Here is a 19,175-nt window from a genome sequence, read left to right on the forward strand (position 1 = left end):
ATAATTAATCAACAAAACCATTATGAATGTAAAACGATTAGTATTACTGTTAATGTTGTACAGTACTTGGTCTTTTCAAGCGCAACAAATAGTAACAGGTACCATTACCGATGAAACCGGGCAACCTTTGCCGGGTGTGAACGTATTGGTAAAAGGATCAGCAAAAGGGGCAGTTGCAGATTTTGACGGAAATTACTCCATAGAAGCACCTACGGGAGCAACGTTGGAGTTCACCTATTTGGGCTTTTTGCCCCAGACCATTTCAATAGGTAATGAATCCACTATTAACGTGGTGTTGCAAGAAGATGTTTCTCAGCTAGATGAGGTAGTTGTTATTGGCTATGGTACGGCCACCAAAAAAGATTTGGTATCCTCCGTATCGTCGGTAAAATCAGACGTACTTGAAAATCAACCGGTAGCAAGGGTAGACCAAGCCCTTCAAGGTAGGGCGACTGGTGTTGAAGTAACTTCTAACAGTGGTACACCAGGATCAGGTGCTACCATTCGAATTCGAGGTAATAGCTCAATTAATGGTAATAACGACCCACTGTATGTGGTAGACGGTTTTATTGCCGGAACTGGCTTTGACCTAAATACCATTAACGTAAACGATATTGAATCAATTGAAATTTTGAAAGACGCTACCGCTCTTTCGATATATGGAACAAGAGGGGCCTCTGGAGTTGTTTTGATCACCACCAAAAATGGGAAAGGTATGGCGCCCGGGAAACCCAAGATATCCATCAACCACTATTATAGTTTACAACAAACGGCCAATAGGATTGAAATTTTAGGAGGTCAAGATTTTATAGATTATAAAAATGAATCATATCAATTTGTACCAGGTGCAGATGGATTTGGATTCACAGATACCTCGTTACCGTTGGTGTTGAATCCTAATAATACTACTACCACAGATTGGTTAGATTTGGTTGAACAGCCCGGTGGCATATCAAATACCGATGTTTCGGTTACCGGAAACTCGGAAAACGCCAACTATTTTATTTCGGGTAACTATTTTAACCAAAAAGGGGTTTTAAGAGGTTCTGGTCTAGAACGGGTAAACTTCAGGACTAATCTGGATGTAAAGGTCTCGGATCGACTTAAAACGGGAATCAGAGCCAATATTACCCATTATAAAGTTGAAAATAATAAAGTAGACTACGGGGGTATAGTGGCCAATGTGCTTCCTATTCGTCCTGTTTATTTAGAAGATGGAAGCTTCTCGTTTGAAAACCCTATTAGTGCAGGGTTAGAAAGAAATCCTGAAGCTGATATACAATTGCGTGTCGACCATGATTTATTTACTCAACTCATTACTAACGCCTACGTTGAATATGAATTGGCAAAGAACCTATCTTTCAAATCTACTTTTGGTGCTCAGTTGAATTATGTTAAAGAAAACAACTATTTACCTGGGATCCTACCAGAAAGGGTCAATGGAGGCTTTGGAAGGGTCAATACCAATTTTTCCAAAAGTCTTTTGAACGAAAACACCTTAAATTATGGTTTGGATCTTGAAGACCATTCCATTAAGGTGTTGGGCGGTTTTACCTGGCAAAAAGATAATAATGAAAGTACGTTTTCTGAAGCCGACCAGTTTCCTAATGATGTAGTGCTATTTAACAACTTGGCCTTAGGTAATTCCGAAACGGCCAAAGTTGGTTCAGGTTATGGCCAAAGAACATTGACCTCGTTTTTGGGTCGGGTCAATTATGGCTATCAAAGTAAATATTTGCTCACATTGGTAGGCAGATACGATGGTTCTTCGGTTTTTGAAACAGGTAACAAATATGCCTTCTTCCCATCTGTTGGTGTGGCTTGGAATATTGATGAAGAGGCTTTTATGCAAGAGTCGGATGTAATCGATAGATTTAAGGTAAGAGGTAGCTATGGTATCGTTGGTGAACAAGGTGTGGCAGCTTATAATTCCATATCGACTTATGCCAACACCACCACGGTCTTCAATGGCTCATTGGTAAATGGCGTCTTGGTAGGCCAAGTGCCTAGTAGCGGTTTAACATGGGAAACAACCAAACAGCTGGATTTAGGTTTAGAATTAGGCTTTCTAAACCATAGAATCACTTTTGAAGCGGATTATTATAAAAAGACGACTGAAGACCTTTTACTTTCAGTAGCCTTATCAGGGCAAGTTGGTGCCAATTCTACAACCCAATTACAGAATTTAGGCTCCGTTGAAAATCGGGGTTTTGAAATAGGTTTAAATACGATTAACGTACAAAATGAAGATTTTACGTGGGAGTCGAATATTAGTGTTTCCTCCAATAAAAGTGAAATCCTTGAATTGGATGACCAAGAGTATATCTCACTGCAATCTACAGGAAATCAAGGAGGAAACTCGGCAAGGTTGATTGTCGGGGAAGCGCTGCCAACCTTTGTTGGTGCCAACTATTTAGGTACCTACAAAAGTGCTGATGAGATTATTGCAGATGGTAGAGAAGGTCGATCATTTATCGGTGGGCCTCGATACGAAGATTTAAATGGCGATGGTAATATAAATGATGAGGATTTTTTAGTGCTGGGTAGTCCGATTCCCGATTTCTACGGAGGTTTCAGAAATACCTTTACCTACAAGAACCTTTCTTTAGATGTATTTTTTCATGGTAGCTACGGTGCCGAAATATTCAACGTGAGAACACAGACGGCCTATTTTGGTAGAGGAGAGCAGAACATTGATCCTATTGTTTTGAATAGATTTATACCGGCGGTCAACGAAACAACTGATATACCAAGGGCTGGACCTTCAAATAGCCTATTTAACCCAAACAGTAGTTTAAATATCGAAGATGGGTCTTATTTAAGATTGAAAACGGCCACTCTAAATTATAAAGTGCCTTTGGAATCTGGAATGTTAGGCGATGTTTTCAGTAGTCTAAATGTTTACGCTACGGGTACCAATTTATTACTCTTTACAGATTTTTCACTTGGAGACCCAGAAGTTAACAACTTTACAGCAGGTAACGGATTAAATTCTGTATCCCAAGGCTTTGCATCGGGACAATACCCATATGCCAGAACAATTACCTTAGGCGTAAAAATGGAATTCTAAATAATATAGAGATATGAAAACTAAATATATAAATAATTTATTCCCGCTTCTTTTGGGCTTTTTACTTCTATGCTCATGTGATGAATTTCTTGAAGAAGATTTAAGGGATGAGATAACGCCAGATGCCTTTTTTACCAATGATAAAGAGGCTGAATTGGCCGTAAATGGGGTCTACAGATTATACCATGATAACAATTTGTACAGACAAAGGGGCCTCGATGATTACTATACGAGTGGAGCCGATATTCAAGCGGCGAATAGAGATGTAAACGGGGCCATTCATAACTATTTGATTCAAGAAGGTACCGCAGACGGTAACGGAACTTGGATCCAACTATATCGGGTGGTAAATAATACTACTGAATTTATTACCAATATTGAAGGTAATGAAAGCTTGTCGGAGGCAATAAGAGACCAACGTTTGGGCGAGCTATTGTTTTTGAGGGCTTTGGCCTATTTTCATTTAACCAACCTCTGGGGCGATGTTCCTTTCTATACGGAACAGTTGCCAGTTCCGGAAAGGTCGGTTTTAGGTAGACATCCAAAAGAAGAAATTAGAAGCGCCATGAAAGCCGATTTATCTAGAGCCTTCGATTTGTTACCGACTTCCTATTCCGGTAATGATCTAGGTAGAGCAAGTAAGTGGGCGGCCGCCACCCTAAAGGCAAAATACCATTTGTTTGATGAAGAGTGGGCAGAGGCCAAGGCGGAATGTGATATCATAATCGATCAAAGTCCGCACAGGTTGTTAGATGATTATGCTGCTGTTTTTGATCAATCGGACCCAAGTAATCAATATAACGATGAGCATATTTTTGCTGTTGATTTTGAGGCCGATTTAGGTGGACCGTTAAATACGACTAGAACAGATGACTATAATCCACGTATTAGAGACGAGCCTTTTAACCGAAATGGAGATACCATTATCAACGGGCAGACATACCAACGTGTAGATTATTTTCAGAATCAGGTATTACGGCCTAGAAATGAGGATATGACCGGTTACGGTTGGTCGGTTCCTTTACCTGAATTCGCCCTCCGTGAAAATTGGCAAGAAGGTGATTTAAGATATGATGCCACCATTGTTACAGAGTATCTTGGCTGGAAATTGTCGTTTCCATATTTTAGAAAGAACTGGAATTTAGATCAAGAAAACTCCCTGAGAGGAAACCACCCAGAGAATTATATAGTTTATCGTTTGGCTGATGTTTACTTGTTGGCTGCTGAAGCTGAAAATGAGTTGAACGGACCAGGAGCTGCCTATGCGTATGTAAACAAGGTGAGAGAACGAGCTTTTGAGCCTGACCAACCCTGGAGTGGTATGTCACAAGACGAATTTAGAGAGGCTATGTACGAAGAACGCAAGTTCGAATTGAGCGCTGAAGGCCACCGTAGAATGGACCTTATACGTTGGGGTATTTTACTCGATATAGTTAAATCGGTAGAGCATAGGCAGTGGAATAATCCCGGTGCCAATATTCAACCTTACCACGTATTGTTACCGATACCTCAAAATCAGTTGGAGTTGAACCCGAATTTACTGGAATCGGACCCTACGAATAACGGCTATAGGTAAAATTAAATTGACAACAACCACGAAGCAGTTTAATAAGTTTCGTGGTTTTATTTTATATTCCATGAAACAATTTCTTTATTTCATATTACTTGGCGGTTTGGTCCTTTCCTGCAAAAATAATGGGGGCAAAAGTGAAGAATCAACACAAAAAATCGCAGATCAAAACAGACGGCCGAATATCATTTATATTTTGGCAGATGACTTAGGTTATGGTGATTTAAGTGTTTATGGTCAAGATAAATTCAGTACGCCCAATATCGATAAATTGGCAAAAGAGGGCATGCTTTTTACCCAGCATTATTCCGGCAGTACGGTGTGCGCCCCTTCAAGATCGGCCTTGCTGACCGGTATGCATACGGGCCATACGGTAGTAAGGGGAAATAAAGAGATAATGCCAGAAGGGCAATACCCTATTCCTGATAATACCTATACCCTAGCCGAAGCAATTAAAAAGGCGGGTTATACAACGGGTGCTTTTGGTAAATGGGGATTAGGTTTTCCGGGTTCGGAGGGCGACCCCATTAATCAGGGTTTTGATACCTTTTTCGGATATAATTGCCAAAGGCTGGGACATAATTATTATCCAAGGCACCTTTGGTCAAATTCAGATTCCTTGGTTTTAAAGAACAATGAAGGAAAAAGTAAGGGCACCTATGCCCCTGAACTCATTCATGAAAAAACTTTGGATTTTATAGAGAACAACAAAGACAATCCATTTTTTCTGTACGTGGCCTCTATCATACCCCACGCTGAATTGGCAGCTCCAGAGTCGGTTATGGAAAAGTATCGGGGTAAATTTCCTCCTGAAAAAGCTTACCAAGGGGTAGACGACGGACCTGAATATAGAACAGGACCTTATGAATCGCAAAAAGAAACACATGCGGCATTTGTTTCCATGGTGCATATACTAGACCAACAAGTGGGAGAAATTGTTTCCAAGCTTGAGGACCTGGGTTTAGCGGATAATACGTTGATTATTTTTACATCGGATAATGGTCCGCATACCGAAGGTGGTGCAGACCCCGATTATTTTGATAGCAACGGACCTTTGAGAGGAACCAAAAGAGATTTGTACGAAGGGGGAATACGCGTACCGATGATTGCCAAATGGCCCAATAAAGTTGAAGCCGGAACCGAAACTGATCATATTTCTGCCTTTTGGGACGTATTTCCTACATTTTCGGAAATAGCAGGCTTACAGAAACCGGAAGATATAGACGGTATCTCATTTCTGCCCACCTTACTCGGCAATCAAAGTGAGCAGAAGAATCACCAATATTTGTACTGGGAGTTTCATGAAAAAGGGGGGAGGCAAGCCATACGTAAAGGAGACTGGAAAGCCGTAAAATATAATGTCTTCGATGCTGAAAACTCTCCTTTACAGCTGTACGATTTATCTAAAGATATTTCAGAGCAAAATGACATAGCAAACGAACATCCCGAAGTGGTAAAAGAAATGGAGCAGCTTTTTGCTCAGGCAAGAACGCCCTCAGAAGTATTTACCTTTAATCAAGGTACTTACTTGAATATAGAATAAGTAGTGAGTTAGTTTTAGTTAATATGGGGGCTTGCATTAGGTAAGCCCCTCTATGTACTTAATCGAAGAAGCTAACGAAAATTGAAAACTGTAAATGTTAATGTCTATGAAGGTCAGAAGAATACTGTTATACGTTTTTATAATTTCAACATACTTGAGCGCTTTTGGGCAGAAAAGAAACCAAAACCCAAATAACCCCAATGTTATTTACATTTTGGCGGATGATTTAGGTTACGGAGACTTAAGCTGTTTGGGGCAAACCAAATTTGACACACCCCATATTGATCAACTAGCCCAGAAGGGAATGATTTTTACCCAGCATTACTCGGGGTCTACGGTTTGTGCGCCCTCGAGGTCTGTTCTAATGACAGGGCAACACACGGGGCACACCCCAATAAGGGGTAATAATGCCATTGCTTTGCCAAATGAAAGTTTGACCTTGGCTGAAATACTTAAGGCAAAAGGGTACACCACTGGGGCCTTTGGTAAATGGGGACTTGGCAAAGTCGGTTCTGAAGGTGATCCCTTGCAGCAGGGTTTTGATCGTTTCTATGGATTTAATAACCAGTCTTTGGCTCACAATTACTATCCCTATTTTCTTTGGGACAACGATAGTAAAATAGAGCTGACAGCGAACAAAGGCACGAAAATGGGTCAATATGCTCCCGAACTAATTCATAAAAAGGCAATGGAATTTATTGATATCAATAAAGACAATGCTTTTTTTCTTTATTATCCCAGCATTTTGCCTCATGCTGAGCTCGTGGCCCCAGAAAGGTATATGAAAAAGTTCAGAGGTAAGTTTGGTACGGAAACACCTTATATTGGGGTTGATGATGGCCCAAGATTTCGCAAGGGCCCCTATGCTTCACAAGAAAACCCACATGCCGCATTTGCGGCCATGATAACACTTTTAGATGAGCAAGTGGGTGAAATTGTGGAAAAACTCGAAAAGCTTAAAATTGCCGAAAATACCTTAATAATCTTCACATCCGACAATGGCCCACATAAAGAAGGCGGTGCTGATCCCGAATTTTTTAATAGCAACGGTCCATTTAAAGGTGTCAAGAGAGACCTTTATGAAGGGGGTATTCATGTGCCTATGATTGCCTCTTGGCCAAAGAAAATTAAAGCTGGTAGTAAAACCGATCATATTTCCGCCTTTTGGGATATTTTACCTACTTGTGCCGAAATCATTGGTACAGAAAAACCCAAAGATATTGATGGGATATCTTTGCTTCCAACACTTTTAGGTAATGAAAACCTACAGCAAAAACACGAATACCTGTATTGGGAGTTCTATGAAAAGAAAGGCCGTCAAGCCGTTAGAATGGGGGATTGGAAAGGGATAAGGTATGATGTTAAAAAGGGTCCCAATGCGGCTTTAGAATTGTATAATCTCGCTAATGACAAAGGTGAGACAACTGATGTCTCTAAGGAAAATTCAAAAATTGTCGCGCAAATAATGAAAATAATCGAAGAAGCCCACGACCCTTCTGAAATTTATAATTTTAATTGATTTTAAATAATTGTAGTAAAATGTACAGATTGGCCGTAAAGTTTCTTGCCATTCTTCTCTTTGGATTCTCACTATCGGTCTATGCTCAATCAAAACGTACTGATTCTGACACCGGAAACCGACCTAACATCATTTTGATTTACGCAGATGACCTTGGTATAGGTCTGTTAGGTCATGAGGGACAGCAAATTATTGAAACGCCATATATTAATCAATTGGCCGAAGAGGGAGTTCGGTTTAACAATGCTTACTCCAATATGTTGTGCGCCCCAGCAAGAGCCTCTTTAATTACAGGTCTTCACGATTGTCACTCGAAAGCCTTTGAGATTACACCTGGGGGAATTTACAAGAAAATAAGTACACAAGAATTAAACAAAGACCAAATTGAGGGGAAAATTGATGAAGCCTTTTCCCCAATTTCTGCAGACCAGGTTTTTTTGGGGCAAATAGCACAAGAAACGGGCTACAGAACGGGCCAAATAGGTAAATTGGAATGGGGCTTTTCAGCTACCGACCTGCAAATGAAAAGACATGGTTGGGATTACTATTATGGTTATTTAGATCATGTTAGGGCCCATGGTTTTTACCCTCCTTTTTTATTCGAAAATGGAAATTTAGTTCCGATAGAGGGAAACACTTTGGCCAATTGTGGAAAGTCTGGCGAACCTGAGAGCATTGAAAATAGAGAGAAACGAAACAATAGGGAGGGAAAGATTCAATATTCTCAAAACTTGTTTATGAACAAGGCCTTCGAGTTTATTGAGAAAAATAAAAACGAGCCTTTTTTCCTTTATTTTCCAACGCAATTACCGCATGGTCCGGTGGCGATTCCAGAGGTACACCCAGATTTCGTGAACGATGATCGTCTAACACCCATCGAAAAGGAATATGCCTCCATGGTAAAAATGTTAGATGACAATGTAGGTCAATTGATGCTCAAAGTAAAGCAACTCGGTATAGATGATAATACCATTATCATTTTTACTGCTGATAACGGTCACGAGATTTATTATGCCCAAGAAGGGAGAATTACAAAGCCATATTCCAACAGCTCTACCGGAGAGCTTTTTGACAATCTAAAGCACAAGTATTACAGTCATTTGTCAGGTGATGTTTTTAACGGCAATGGGGGGCGTGCAGGTTTAAAAAGAAGTAATTTACAAGGGGGCATACAGGTGCCGTTAATCGTAAGGTGGCCTAAAAGGTTAAAAAGAGGTAGCGTGAGTAATAAACTCATTGCCAATTACGATTTGCTGCCGACATTGGTAGAGATAACTGGCTTTAAAGGAAAAGTTACTGTTGATGGTCTTTCTTTTTACGATGAACTGGTCGGTAAGAGACATAAGAAAGAGTACCGTACGGTGGTTTACTCGTCATACACCGGCCCCGCCTTGATAACTAATGACGGTTGGAAGATAAGAACAGATTTAAAAGAAAATTTCTTTGAGTTGTTTTATCTGCCAGAAGACTTTAAAGAAGAAAATGATTTAAGTAAACAACATCCGCAAAAACTGCAGAACCTAAAAGAACAATTGTTAATGGCTTGTGAGAACGATCTGTATAACGGTCTTTTTACAAACCAAGGTAGTGTGATGAAAATTTCAGCTGAATAATAGATGATTCAAAAAACTTCAAGTCGATGAAACAGATACTTCTAATTATTCTTCTAGTATTCGATTCTATATCTGTAATTGGTCAAGAAACTGTGTTAGAGGTTGAGGTAGATTGCTCTGAAGAATATCAAACTATACACAATTTTGCAGCTTCCGATGCTTGGGCCGCTCAATTTACAGGTCTTTGGCCGAATGAGAAAAGAACCCAAATGGCAGATTGGTTGTTCAGTATGAAAGCCGATTCACTTGGTTCCCCCTTAGGTATAGGCCTCAGCGCTTGGCGTTTTAATATAGGTGCAGGCAGCGCAAAGCAAGACACAAGCGGAATTAAAGATCAGTGGAGAAGGGCAGAGGGGTTTTTGAACGATGATGATACCTATGATTGGACCAAACAACAAGGGCAGCAGTGGTTTTTACAAGCCGCTAAGCTTAGGGGTGTAACTCAATTTATTGCGTTTGTTAATAGTCCACCTGTTCAACTAACTAGAAATAATCGGGCACATTCAACTGATGGATTGCAGTCTAATTTACCAAAAGAGAACTATAGAGATTATGCCAATTTTCTAGCAAATGTAGTTCAGCACTTTAGCGATAGTCTAGATATTAAATTTAAGTATTTAAGCCCGTTCAATGAGCCCCAATGGGAGTGGAAAGGTGGACAAGAAGGCTCACCTTGGAACAATAATGAATTGGCCAGCGCCACTAAAGTGATAGATTCTGTTTTCTTGAAGCGAAAGCTGAACACCCAACTAGAGATAACGGAAGCAGGTGCAATAGATTATTTAACAGGAAGGAAGAAGAAATTCGCCAACAGAAGCAATCAAATTGAAGTGTTCTACAATCCTGATAGTCCACACTACATTGGAAAGTTAAAATCATTGGCGCCCAAAGTAGCTGCGCATAGTTATTTCACTACGTGGGATATCGAAAAATTAAAAAACGAACGTCTTAAAATAAAGGAGAAGCTTGATAAATATCTCTCATTGGAATATTGGATGAGCGAGTATTGTATTCTAGAAAATAATGAAGAGATAAAGGGTAAAGGTAGAGATTTAGGTATGGCTACCGCCCTATATGTGGCACGTTTAATTCATGCAGATCTTACCATTGCCAATGCCAGTGCTTGGCATTGGTGGCTGGCTATGAGTCCCTATGATTTTAAAGATGGTCTAATTTACCATGATAAGAATGTGGCTGATGGAGCTATGTACGATTCTAAACTACTATGGGGATTCGGCAATTATTCAAGATTTGTTAGACCGTACGCCAAAAGAATAAAAGTACATTATCCTGATAACAATAGTTTAAATAATTTAAAAAACGGGGTGCTTATTTCTGCTTATAAGAATCAAGATGGCAGTATTGCCATGGTTCTTGTCAATCAGAAGAAGGAACACATCAAGGTAAGTCCAAAAATAAATGGTATGCCTATGAAGAATTTTGAAAAATTCGTAACCGATAAGAAAACCAATCTAAGTTTGGTCAACAATGAGATGACCGAGAATAAGGCTATAACCTTAAATCCTCGTTCGATTACCACATTGGTTTTTCAAAAGGAGTAGTAGCTAGATTATAAGAAGAAATATATGCTTGAGAAAAATACATCTAAAATAAAATTACTTGCTGTTAGTGTGCTGGCACTTGTAACTTACAGCATATGTCTTGGTCAAGAGCTCAAGCCAGCAGCCATATTTTCTGATCATATGGTTCTTCAGCGAGACGTGCCAATTCCTGTTTGGGGCGCTGCTAAACCAAATGAGAGTATTACGGTAACATTAAATGGAGAGACCGCTTTCACTACGAGTGATTCAGAGGGGAAGTGGAAAGTTGAACTAGCTCCTTTAAAAGCTGCCAAAGAGTCTTTGGTCATGACCATAATGGGAAGCTCTAAAATAGTTTTTAAAGATGTGGTGGTAGGAGAAGTATGGATTTGCTCAGGGCAGTCCAACATGCAATTTGCAACCGCTCAAGTACCAGAATTAGAAGCCTTGCTTCTTGAGACAAAAAACATACGGAGTTTTGAGGTTAAGAGAACCGTTTCTTTTAAGGAAGAAGAGAACGTTATAGGCAACTGGCAGGCGGTACCACCCAAAAGTGCCGTAGCTTTTGGGTTTGCCTATTTTCTGGAAGATGTCACCGACATACCTATAGGCATTATACATACTTCATGGGGCAGTTCATCTCTTGAGGCTTGGATGCCGCGAAAAATGGAAGATGAACTACCCTATTTTAAAGAGTTGATGCGAGACTTCGATGCCGACACTATAACGAAAGCAAGAATCAAAAAAGCTTTAAATAGCAAAGAAGGTTGGACTAATAAGGAAGATATTTTCATGAGGCGGCAGCCCAATATTTTGTTCAATGCCATGATGAAACCTATAGCACCCTATGCCTGTAGAGGCTTAGTGTGGTACCAAGGAGAGCGTAATACCCGATATTTATCGGGTGTACCGGAAGTTGATGATGAAAATTGGTTTCATAGGGTGATAGGTATGAAGGAATATGGGGAAGTTTTAAAGTTGTGGATTCAAAATTATAGGGATTTATGGCAAAACGATCAGATGCACTTTTCGATTGTAATGTTACCTGGGTATGGAAAAGGCATCCACCGAAAACCTAAAATCGATTTCGAAAGTCCTACGGAACCTTCTTGGGCATGGATGCGTGAATCACAAATGAAAGTGTTGGAATTAGCCCATGCAAATATTGCCAATACCATCGATTTAGGAGATGCGAAGAATATTCATCCTAAAGATAAATTGCCCATAGGGCAGCGACTGGCGTTGTTAGCAAGAAAGTACACCTTAAATGAGCCTATTGTGGCCGACGGACCAAAGTTTGAAAATGTCGAAATAAAAAATAATAGGTTGGTCGTTCATTTTAAGAATGCCGAATATTTAAAAACAACAGATGGTAATAGTCCTCAAGGTTTCTGGATTTCCGCTAATGAGATTAACTGGAAAAAAGCGAATGCTAAAATTATAGGAACCTCTGTAGCGCTTCAAGCCAGAAATATCAAAAAACCTAAATATGTTCGATACGCCTTTGCTGGCAAACCTGTAGTTAATTTGGTCAACGAAGCCAACTTGCCGGCATATCCATTCCGAACAGATGAAAATGATATCGAGTTCTAAATAGGATTAAATTTATTGATGTACTTCTGGTAACCGGAACGGGCAAAGTAATACCCTAAATGGTAGTTTTTTGGTTTGGTTTCAAAATACTGAAATTTTTTTAACCGGTTGATAAGAGAGATTTAATAATGAGCTAAATAACCAAGTGAAACAATGATGTTCAGAAAATTACTTTTCCTATTTCTTTTACATTTTACCCTAGGAGTATTCTGCCAAAATATGGGCGCTACGAATGCCCCCAATATTCTATTTATACTCGCCGATGATTTGGGTTATACCGATTTGAGCTGCATGGGAAGTACTTTCTACGAGACGCCGCATATTGATAGAATTGCCAATGAGGGTACAATCTTTACCAATGGGTACGCCGCAAGTAGGGTCTGTAGCCCTTCACGAGCTACTATTATGACAGGCAAATTTACGGCCCGACATGATATTACGGTCCATATTGGTTCCCCTTCAGGTGAAGCGTGGCGCAAGCGAAATAGGTTTACAAAACTGCTTCCCGCTGAATATACCCATCATTTGCGGCATGAGTATATAACACTTCCCGAAGCCTTGAAAAAGGTTGGATATCAAACATTTTTTGCAGGAAAATGGCATCTAGGGGATAAAGGTTCTTGGCCTGAAGATCATGGTTTTGACATTAATGTGGGCGGGTGGACTTCCGGTGGACCTCGAGGAGGTTTTTTTTCCCCTTACCAAAATCCGAATTTAGAGAATAAAAAAGATGGTGAAAACCTTTCGCATAGATTGGCAGAGGAAACCGTAGCCTTTATTCAGAACAATAATCCTCACAAAACGGGTAAGCCATTTTTTGCCTTTCTCTCTTTTTATGCGGTGCATTCTCCCATTCAGACTTCCCAGGATAAATGGAAAAAATATCGTGATAAGGCGGTAAAACAAGGTGTGGCTGAATCGGCTTATGAAATGGGAAAGTTTTTGCCGATTCGTCAAACTCAGGACAACCCAGTCTATGCAGGTTTGGTTGAACAAATGGACGAGGGTGTTGGTAAAGTTCTCAATGCACTAGATGAATTGGGGCTAGAGAAGAACACCATAATTGTATTCACCTCGGATAATGGAGGTGTAGCAGCAGGTGATAATTTTTCTACCAGTAATAAACCTTTACGGGCCGGTAAGGGCTATCAATTCGAAGGTGGTATTCGAGAACCTTATTTCATAAAAGTACCTGGACTTTCTAAAGGAGGCGAAAAGATTGATTACCCCGTATGCGGCGCTGATTTTTATCCTACTTTATTAGACTTGGCAGGGGTCGAAAAACTACCTGATGAACATAAAGATGGTATAAGCCTGCTTCCACTTGTGAAAGGAGCAAACCTACCGGAACGATCTTTGATTTGGCATTTTCCCCATTACGGAAACCAAGGAGGAGAACCATCTTCAATCATTCGGCGAGGCGATTTTAAACTTATTTATTACCACGAAGACGGACGAAAAGAATTATACGACTTAAAGAAAGATTTGGGCGAAACAACCAATCTGTCAAAGGAAAATCTTGACAAGGTCGAACAATTAGAAACAGAACTGTTTGGGTATTTGACAGAGGTAGGCGCCAAGTATGCAACGCCTGACCCCGCATACAGTGAATCGGCAGCTCGGGCTTTTCTGCATAAAATGAGATATGAAAAAATGCCTGCCCTTGAAAGACAACGATTAGAAATTTTATCTAAAGATTTTAAACCCAACGCTGATTGGTGGGGCAGTATGACCACCCTAGATTAAAGAAAATGAAAGAATTAAAACTCACTATGGTCATGACTCGAACGTTTCTATTTATTGCAGTTTTAATAGCTGTTAGCTCTTGCAAAGGGAAATTAAATCATTACCAGCTCACTTCGCCAGGTGGTAATCTATCCGTTCATATTGAATTGATTAATCACTCATTGAAATATAGCATTAGTTCGAAAGACCAAGAAAGGATAAGGCTTTCGTCGCTTGGCATATTTCCTGATGCCAAGGTTACCGTGTTAGAAGTCTCTGAAATAGAAAAAGATACTTCGTGGAAACCCGTATGGGGGCAACAAAGCCATATTCGAGACTACTATAGAGAGCTTGATTTAAATCTTGAGATCAATGGCATCCCGGGGAACCTTATGGCAAGGGCTTACAACGATGGGGTGGCATTTCGCTTCGTTCTAGCGGAAGGTGACAAACCAAAAGAGGCATTTTTCAATTGTGAATATAACTTGTTTGAAGGAGATATGTACTTTTTTCCTATGGGTGAAACCGAACCTTTGGGTCCCCTTGAATTTTCTGAGCTGAACGAAACACTTCAGAAAAAGGAAAAGAAGCGAAAAATAAATGTACCCTTAGTTTCCGAACAACAAAATGGTTCGTATGTGGCCCTGTTAGAATCCGATTTGTATTCGGCAACTGGTATTCAATCTATGAAACTCGAGGTCGGCGAGCAGAAAAACCAAATCGTATCAGTGAATAGAGTAGAGCTGTCAGAGGAGGCTTGGAAAAGTCCTTGGCGCATAATTCTATTGGGTGATGACCATGGCGACTTGGTAATGAATACCGTACCCTTGAATTTAGCAACGCCTTCTCAACTTAAAAATACCGATTGGATAAAACCGGGAAAAACTCTTTGGGATTGGCGCGTTCACGGATATACGGCACCAGATGGTTTTGTTTACGGTATAAATACCGAAAGCTATAAACGCTTTATCGACTTTGCAGAGGATAAAGGTATTGAGTACTTTTTGATAGATGATTCATGGTACAAAGAGGTTACGAAAGGGCATTTTGAGATGTCTGATAAGCTCAATCTGCAAGAGGTCATTGATTATGCGGAAGATAAAAAAGTGAAGCTGATGCTTTACTACGACAGAAGGCACGGCGAATACGGTGACGATGAACTTTTTGAATATTACCGTTCTTTAGAAATGAAGGGAATCAAATACGGTTTTATGGGAAATGATGTGGATTTTACACGTTCGGCCATTCAAAAAAGTGCAGAAAATAAGCTGTTAATCGATTTTCACGATGGGCCGGTTCCGTTTACGGGAATAAGTCGCACTTACCCCAATGCCATCACACGAGAATACTGCCATGCACAACAAGATTCGCGACGCGCGTTTACTCCTGAATCGTTCATTAAAATGGCCTTGATCAACGCCATTACCGGTCCTTTGGATATGAACAATGGTAATTTTGATTTGACCGGAATCAATGCTGGATTACGAGAGAAAGGTCCGCGAGAAAAGAACTCATATTTCTTTACGGTATCCTCTGAAATGGCTCGAACCCTTATAATCTATAGTGGTTTGGTATGTATTCCCGATGCACCGGAAGTCTATGAAGCAAAGTCTGATCTGTTCGAGTTTATTCAAAAAATGCCTGTCGGGAAATGGGATGAAAGCCGCATCGTCCATTCAAAAATAGATACCTATATAACCACGGCACGTCGTCATGATCAAGAGTGGTTCGTGGGTAGTGTTTATAATCAGAAGGGAGGTGCTCTAGAAATTAAACTAGACTTTTTGGATTCTGATTTGGAATATGACATAACTTTTTACGAAGATACGCCGGAAACCCACTGTAAGACCAATCCGGAAGCGTACCAAGTGCGTGCTGGCAAGGTAAACAAAGGTGATGTGGTGAAGGCGGTTATGGCTCCCGGTGGCGGACATAGTATGTGGATAAGGCCGCACTAATTAATAATAAACCGTTGTAAGCAATCCCAAAAAATGGTTTAAAACCTTCAAACCCTTGCAAAGGCACTAATTTGCAAGGGTTTTTCTTAAGATGGTGTGTTATCTTATGATTTGAGAAAAACTGTTTCATCCCGTTGTGGCTTTTCGCTGAATATGGACAGGAGAAAACTAAACTTCTTAAAAAAATAAAAGCAAGCTATAGTAGTAGCTTGCTTTTTAATAAACCTTTATAGATTTGTTAGTGACCTCGACAGGATTCAAACCTGTAACCTCTTGAGCCGTAATCAAGTGCGCTATTCAGTTGCGCCACGAGGCCGTTTTTATGGGGTGCAAATATATTTCTTTTTACATTTACAGCAAAATTGATGACGAAAAATATGGATTTAAAATTGTATGTCAGAGATATCATGAATTTTCCATCCGAAGGTGTTGTCTTTAAAGATATTACCCCATTGTTGAAGGATGCGAAAGCCATGCGAGAAGCAATCGAAGCGCTTTTAAATCTTGTAGGTGATGTGAAAATAGATAAAGTAGTGGGTATGGAAAGTCGTGGGTTTTTCTTTGCTCCGTTATTGGCAAGCAAATTAAATGCAGGATTTGTGCCGATAAGAAAACCAGGAAAATTACCAGCTCAAAAAATAGCACAAACGTATTCGCTGGAATATGGCTCAGACACTTTAGAAATACATAAAGATGCCATTCAAAAGGGAGAAAAAGTGCTGGTACACGATGATGTTTTGGCTACTGGAGGTACTGCTAGTGCTGCCTGTGAATTGATTGAGCGTTTAGGGGGTGAAATTGTACAGTGTAATTTTCTGATTGAACTTGATTTCTTAAAGGGCAAAGAAAAGCTGATAGATTACGAAGTTCGGTCTTTGTTACATTATTGATTAGGTTTTTCCACTTCTGATTTTGGGTCAGTCCAGCGCTCTTGTAGTTACAAAATAACGCCAACCAATTATTGCCATTTGCAATTTTGAGGCTTTGGCAAGATTCAAACCCTTCTGGCTATAAGAAGGGAGGAGTACTTTATTTAATTTTGCTAAAACTTTAAAAAAACCTTTTTTCATCTTTGCTGTTTAGACAAATATAAACACTTAGAAGCAAGTAATAAAAGACCGCCTTAGTGGCGGTCTTTTGTTATATATGGCCAATATAGAAGGGTCAAGGTTATAAAACGATCATGATCATCGATATAAGTAATAACAATAGTATTTTAGCAATTGTGATCATTGGTTCAAAAAGTTTTCAGGTTAGCCTTCACTTGAAGGATGAGTAAATAGTACTCCTCAATCGATTGTCTTTTCAAGATAAATAAATGGAATAGTATAGTCCTAATGATTGACGCTTTTTTATTGTAACTGAGTACGATATTGTAAGTTATTAAATGCTTTTTATTTTAAATTGTCTTCAAGTTGCTTAAATAGTGTTTCATTTATGTATTTAAAATACATGTAGAGTTATGAATTGTCACATTTGAAGGGGTGTTAGAGGCCATATTTTAAAAACGTAGGGCTAATTCATGCATAGAATTGTGTTTTTGACCAATTTCGTTTCCTGAAAGATAAATTTGAAAAGAGATTTTTGGGAAAGTGTCTAGAGCATTAGTTGTAATTCTTGAAGTATCTTTGCTCCTGTCGCCATTAACTATTCCATGCAAAATATTCTTTATATTATTCTCGGTCTAACACTATTGATTGCCGGGGGCAATTGGCTACTTAAATCGGCAGTTGCACTTTCCATACGATTGAATATTCCGAAAATAGTGATCGGTATGACCGTTGTTTCATTTGCTACTTCGGCTCCTGAATTGATCGTAAGTATAAAGTCGGCTTTGGATGGTTTTCCCGATTTAACCTTGGGCAATGTGGTAGGTTCCAACATTGCGAACTTGGGTCTGGTGTTGGGTGTAACTGTAATTCTGGGCAGTATCGATGTCAATAAAAGTTTCTATACTACTGATTGGCCTGTAATGATGCTTGCTTCTCTTGTATTTTTTGGTTTTATCTATTTTGACGGGGTTCTCTCCTTCTATGAGGGAGTTATAATGGTAGTGTTTTTGATTTTGTTTCTTGTATATCTATTGCGATTTCAGAAGCAGGCCGTAGTAGATGAGCTGCCTGAAGATGATATGCCGTTGCCACTTTATAAGACCATGCTTTTATTGGGTTTGGGTGGTGTTGCCTTATGGGGTGGATCGGAATTTTTAATCAATGGCGCAGTAGGTCTTGCTAAGAGTTATGGCGTTAGTGAACGGGTGATTGGTGTTACCGTTGTATCTGTCGGTACAAGTGTGCCTGAACTTGCGGCGTCTATTATAGCGGTTATCAAAAAGGAAAAAGCTATTTCTTTAGGTAATCTTGTTGGTTCGAATGTATTCAACATTTTGGCAGTATTGGGTATAACTTCAATTATAACCCCGATAACGGTTATGGATCAAGGCTTGATCGAGAATGATATTTTCTGGATGCTGGGAATTTCCTTTCTAGTATTACCCTTAGTATTCTTTCCCAAAGGGCTGCGATTAGGTTGGCGAGACGGTATAATTCTTTTGGCAATTTATCTAGCCTTTGTGTACCTTACCATTGGTGTTTAACCAATTTGAAATGTGTACGTTATTTTTTTTTACCGTCACTTCTATTCGGTGCCTGTCTTGACATCTTTGCCCAAGAAAGTGAATTTCTATGGGGTAGGGTTTACGACAGCCAAATTGGCGAATTTGTAACAGTTCGAATAATGGGTAAAGCTAAGAGCGTAATTACGAATAGGGATGGAGGTTTTCGTCTTCCCATCACTAGGTTACGAGAAAAGAGATTTTTTACTATTCAAAAACTTTCTGGGTTTTTATTCCCTAAGCTATGGTTTTGATTATATGTTCTATGGTGCCGATGCTGGCAGGGTATTTGTCGATTCCACCGGAGAAGCCTTAACTGCTACAAAGATTTGGGCGTCAGAAATTAATAGTCAAGATCAGGTATTAAACGAAGAGTGCCCCGATCATTGATCGGGGCACTCTAATTATTTCAACAATTAATTTATGATA

At 39.7% G+C, this 19,175-nt stretch carries 13 protein-coding genes and 1 tRNA gene; 12 read left to right on the forward strand and 2 right to left on the reverse strand.

The window, feature by feature from the left end; all coding sequences use genetic code 11:
• Positions 1-22 precede the first annotated feature (22 nt).
• The 9 genes from IV512_RS13880 (at position 23) to IV512_RS13920 (ending at position 16,132) form a co-directional block, all read left to right on the forward strand.
• Entirely contained in the window at positions 23-3,070 is a 3,048-nt protein-coding gene (locus IV512_RS13880) for a TonB-dependent receptor (RefSeq protein ID WP_209404371.1), read from the forward strand.
• Positions 3,071-3,083: 13 nt separating this feature from the next.
• Positions 3,084-4,646, forward strand: a complete 1,563-nt coding sequence (locus tag IV512_RS13885; protein WP_209404373.1) for a RagB/SusD family nutrient uptake outer membrane protein — start codon at positions 3,084-3,086, stop codon at positions 4,644-4,646.
• A gap of 61 nt (positions 4,647-4,707) precedes the next feature.
• Positions 4,708-6,183, forward strand: a complete 1,476-nt coding sequence (locus IV512_RS13890) for an arylsulfatase (protein WP_209404375.1) — start codon at positions 4,708-4,710, stop codon at positions 6,181-6,183.
• A gap of 106 nt (positions 6,184-6,289) precedes the next feature.
• A complete protein-coding gene (locus tag IV512_RS13895) occupies positions 6,290-7,702 on the forward strand; it encodes an arylsulfatase (RefSeq protein WP_245224823.1) in 1,413 nt (470 codons plus the stop codon).
• Between the two features lie 20 nt (positions 7,703-7,722).
• Positions 7,723-9,315 carry an arylsulfatase gene (locus IV512_RS13900; RefSeq protein ID WP_209404379.1) on the forward strand — a complete coding sequence of 531 codons (1,593 nt, stop codon included), beginning with the start codon at positions 7,723-7,725 and terminating at the stop codon, positions 9,313-9,315.
• 26 nt (positions 9,316-9,341) lie between these two features.
• Positions 9,342-10,877, forward strand: coding sequence for a glycoside hydrolase (locus IV512_RS13905; RefSeq protein WP_209404381.1), 1,536 nt, complete (start codon positions 9,342-9,344; stop codon positions 10,875-10,877).
• A 24-nt stretch (positions 10,878-10,901) separates the two neighbouring features.
• Positions 10,902-12,449, forward strand: coding sequence for a sialate O-acetylesterase (locus tag IV512_RS13910; protein WP_209404383.1), 1,548 nt, complete (start codon positions 10,902-10,904; stop codon positions 12,447-12,449).
• A 156-nt stretch (positions 12,450-12,605) separates the two neighbouring features.
• A complete protein-coding gene (locus IV512_RS13915; RefSeq protein ID WP_245224825.1) occupies positions 12,606-14,195 on the forward strand; it encodes a sulfatase in 1,590 nt (529 codons plus the stop codon).
• Positions 14,196-14,200: 5 nt separating this feature from the next.
• Positions 14,201-16,132, forward strand: a complete 1,932-nt coding sequence (locus IV512_RS13920; protein WP_209404387.1) for a glycoside hydrolase family 97 protein — start codon at positions 14,201-14,203, stop codon at positions 16,130-16,132.
• Between the two features lie 242 nt (positions 16,133-16,374).
• On the opposite strand, the gene IV512_RS13925 is transcribed toward IV512_RS13920, so the two are convergent.
• Positions 16,375-16,448: transfer RNA gene (locus tag IV512_RS13925), tRNA-Arg, on the reverse strand.
• Positions 16,449-16,509: 61 nt separating this feature from the next.
• Between IV512_RS13925 and IV512_RS13930 the strand changes: the two genes are divergently transcribed.
• Complete coding sequence (locus tag IV512_RS13930; protein ID WP_209404389.1) at positions 16,510-17,022, forward strand: adenine phosphoribosyltransferase; 513 nt, start codon at positions 16,510-16,512, stop codon at positions 17,020-17,022.
• A 27-nt stretch (positions 17,023-17,049) separates the two neighbouring features.
• Here the strand turns inward: IV512_RS13930 and IV512_RS13935 are convergent, their stop codons facing one another.
• On the reverse strand, positions 17,050-17,202 hold the full coding sequence (locus IV512_RS13935) for an SsrA-binding protein (RefSeq protein WP_209404391.1): 153 nt from the start codon (positions 17,200-17,202) through the stop codon (positions 17,050-17,052).
• 584 nt (positions 17,203-17,786) lie between these two features.
• Between IV512_RS13935 and IV512_RS13940 the strand changes: the two genes are divergently transcribed.
• Positions 17,787-18,728, forward strand: coding sequence for a calcium/sodium antiporter (locus IV512_RS13940; RefSeq protein ID WP_209404393.1), 942 nt, complete (start codon positions 17,787-17,789; stop codon positions 18,726-18,728).
• Between the two features lie 174 nt (positions 18,729-18,902).
• The gene (locus IV512_RS13945; protein ID WP_209404395.1) at positions 18,903-19,136 is read left to right on the forward strand and encodes a hypothetical protein; all 234 of its coding nucleotides are present in this window, start codon (positions 18,903-18,905) and stop codon (positions 19,134-19,136) included.
• The last annotated feature ends 39 nt before the right edge of the window (positions 19,137-19,175 follow it).

It is taken from the genome of Pseudozobellia sp. WGM2, from assembly GCF_017810075.1.
Taxonomy (GTDB): Bacteria; Bacteroidota; Bacteroidia; order Flavobacteriales; family Flavobacteriaceae; genus JADNYK01.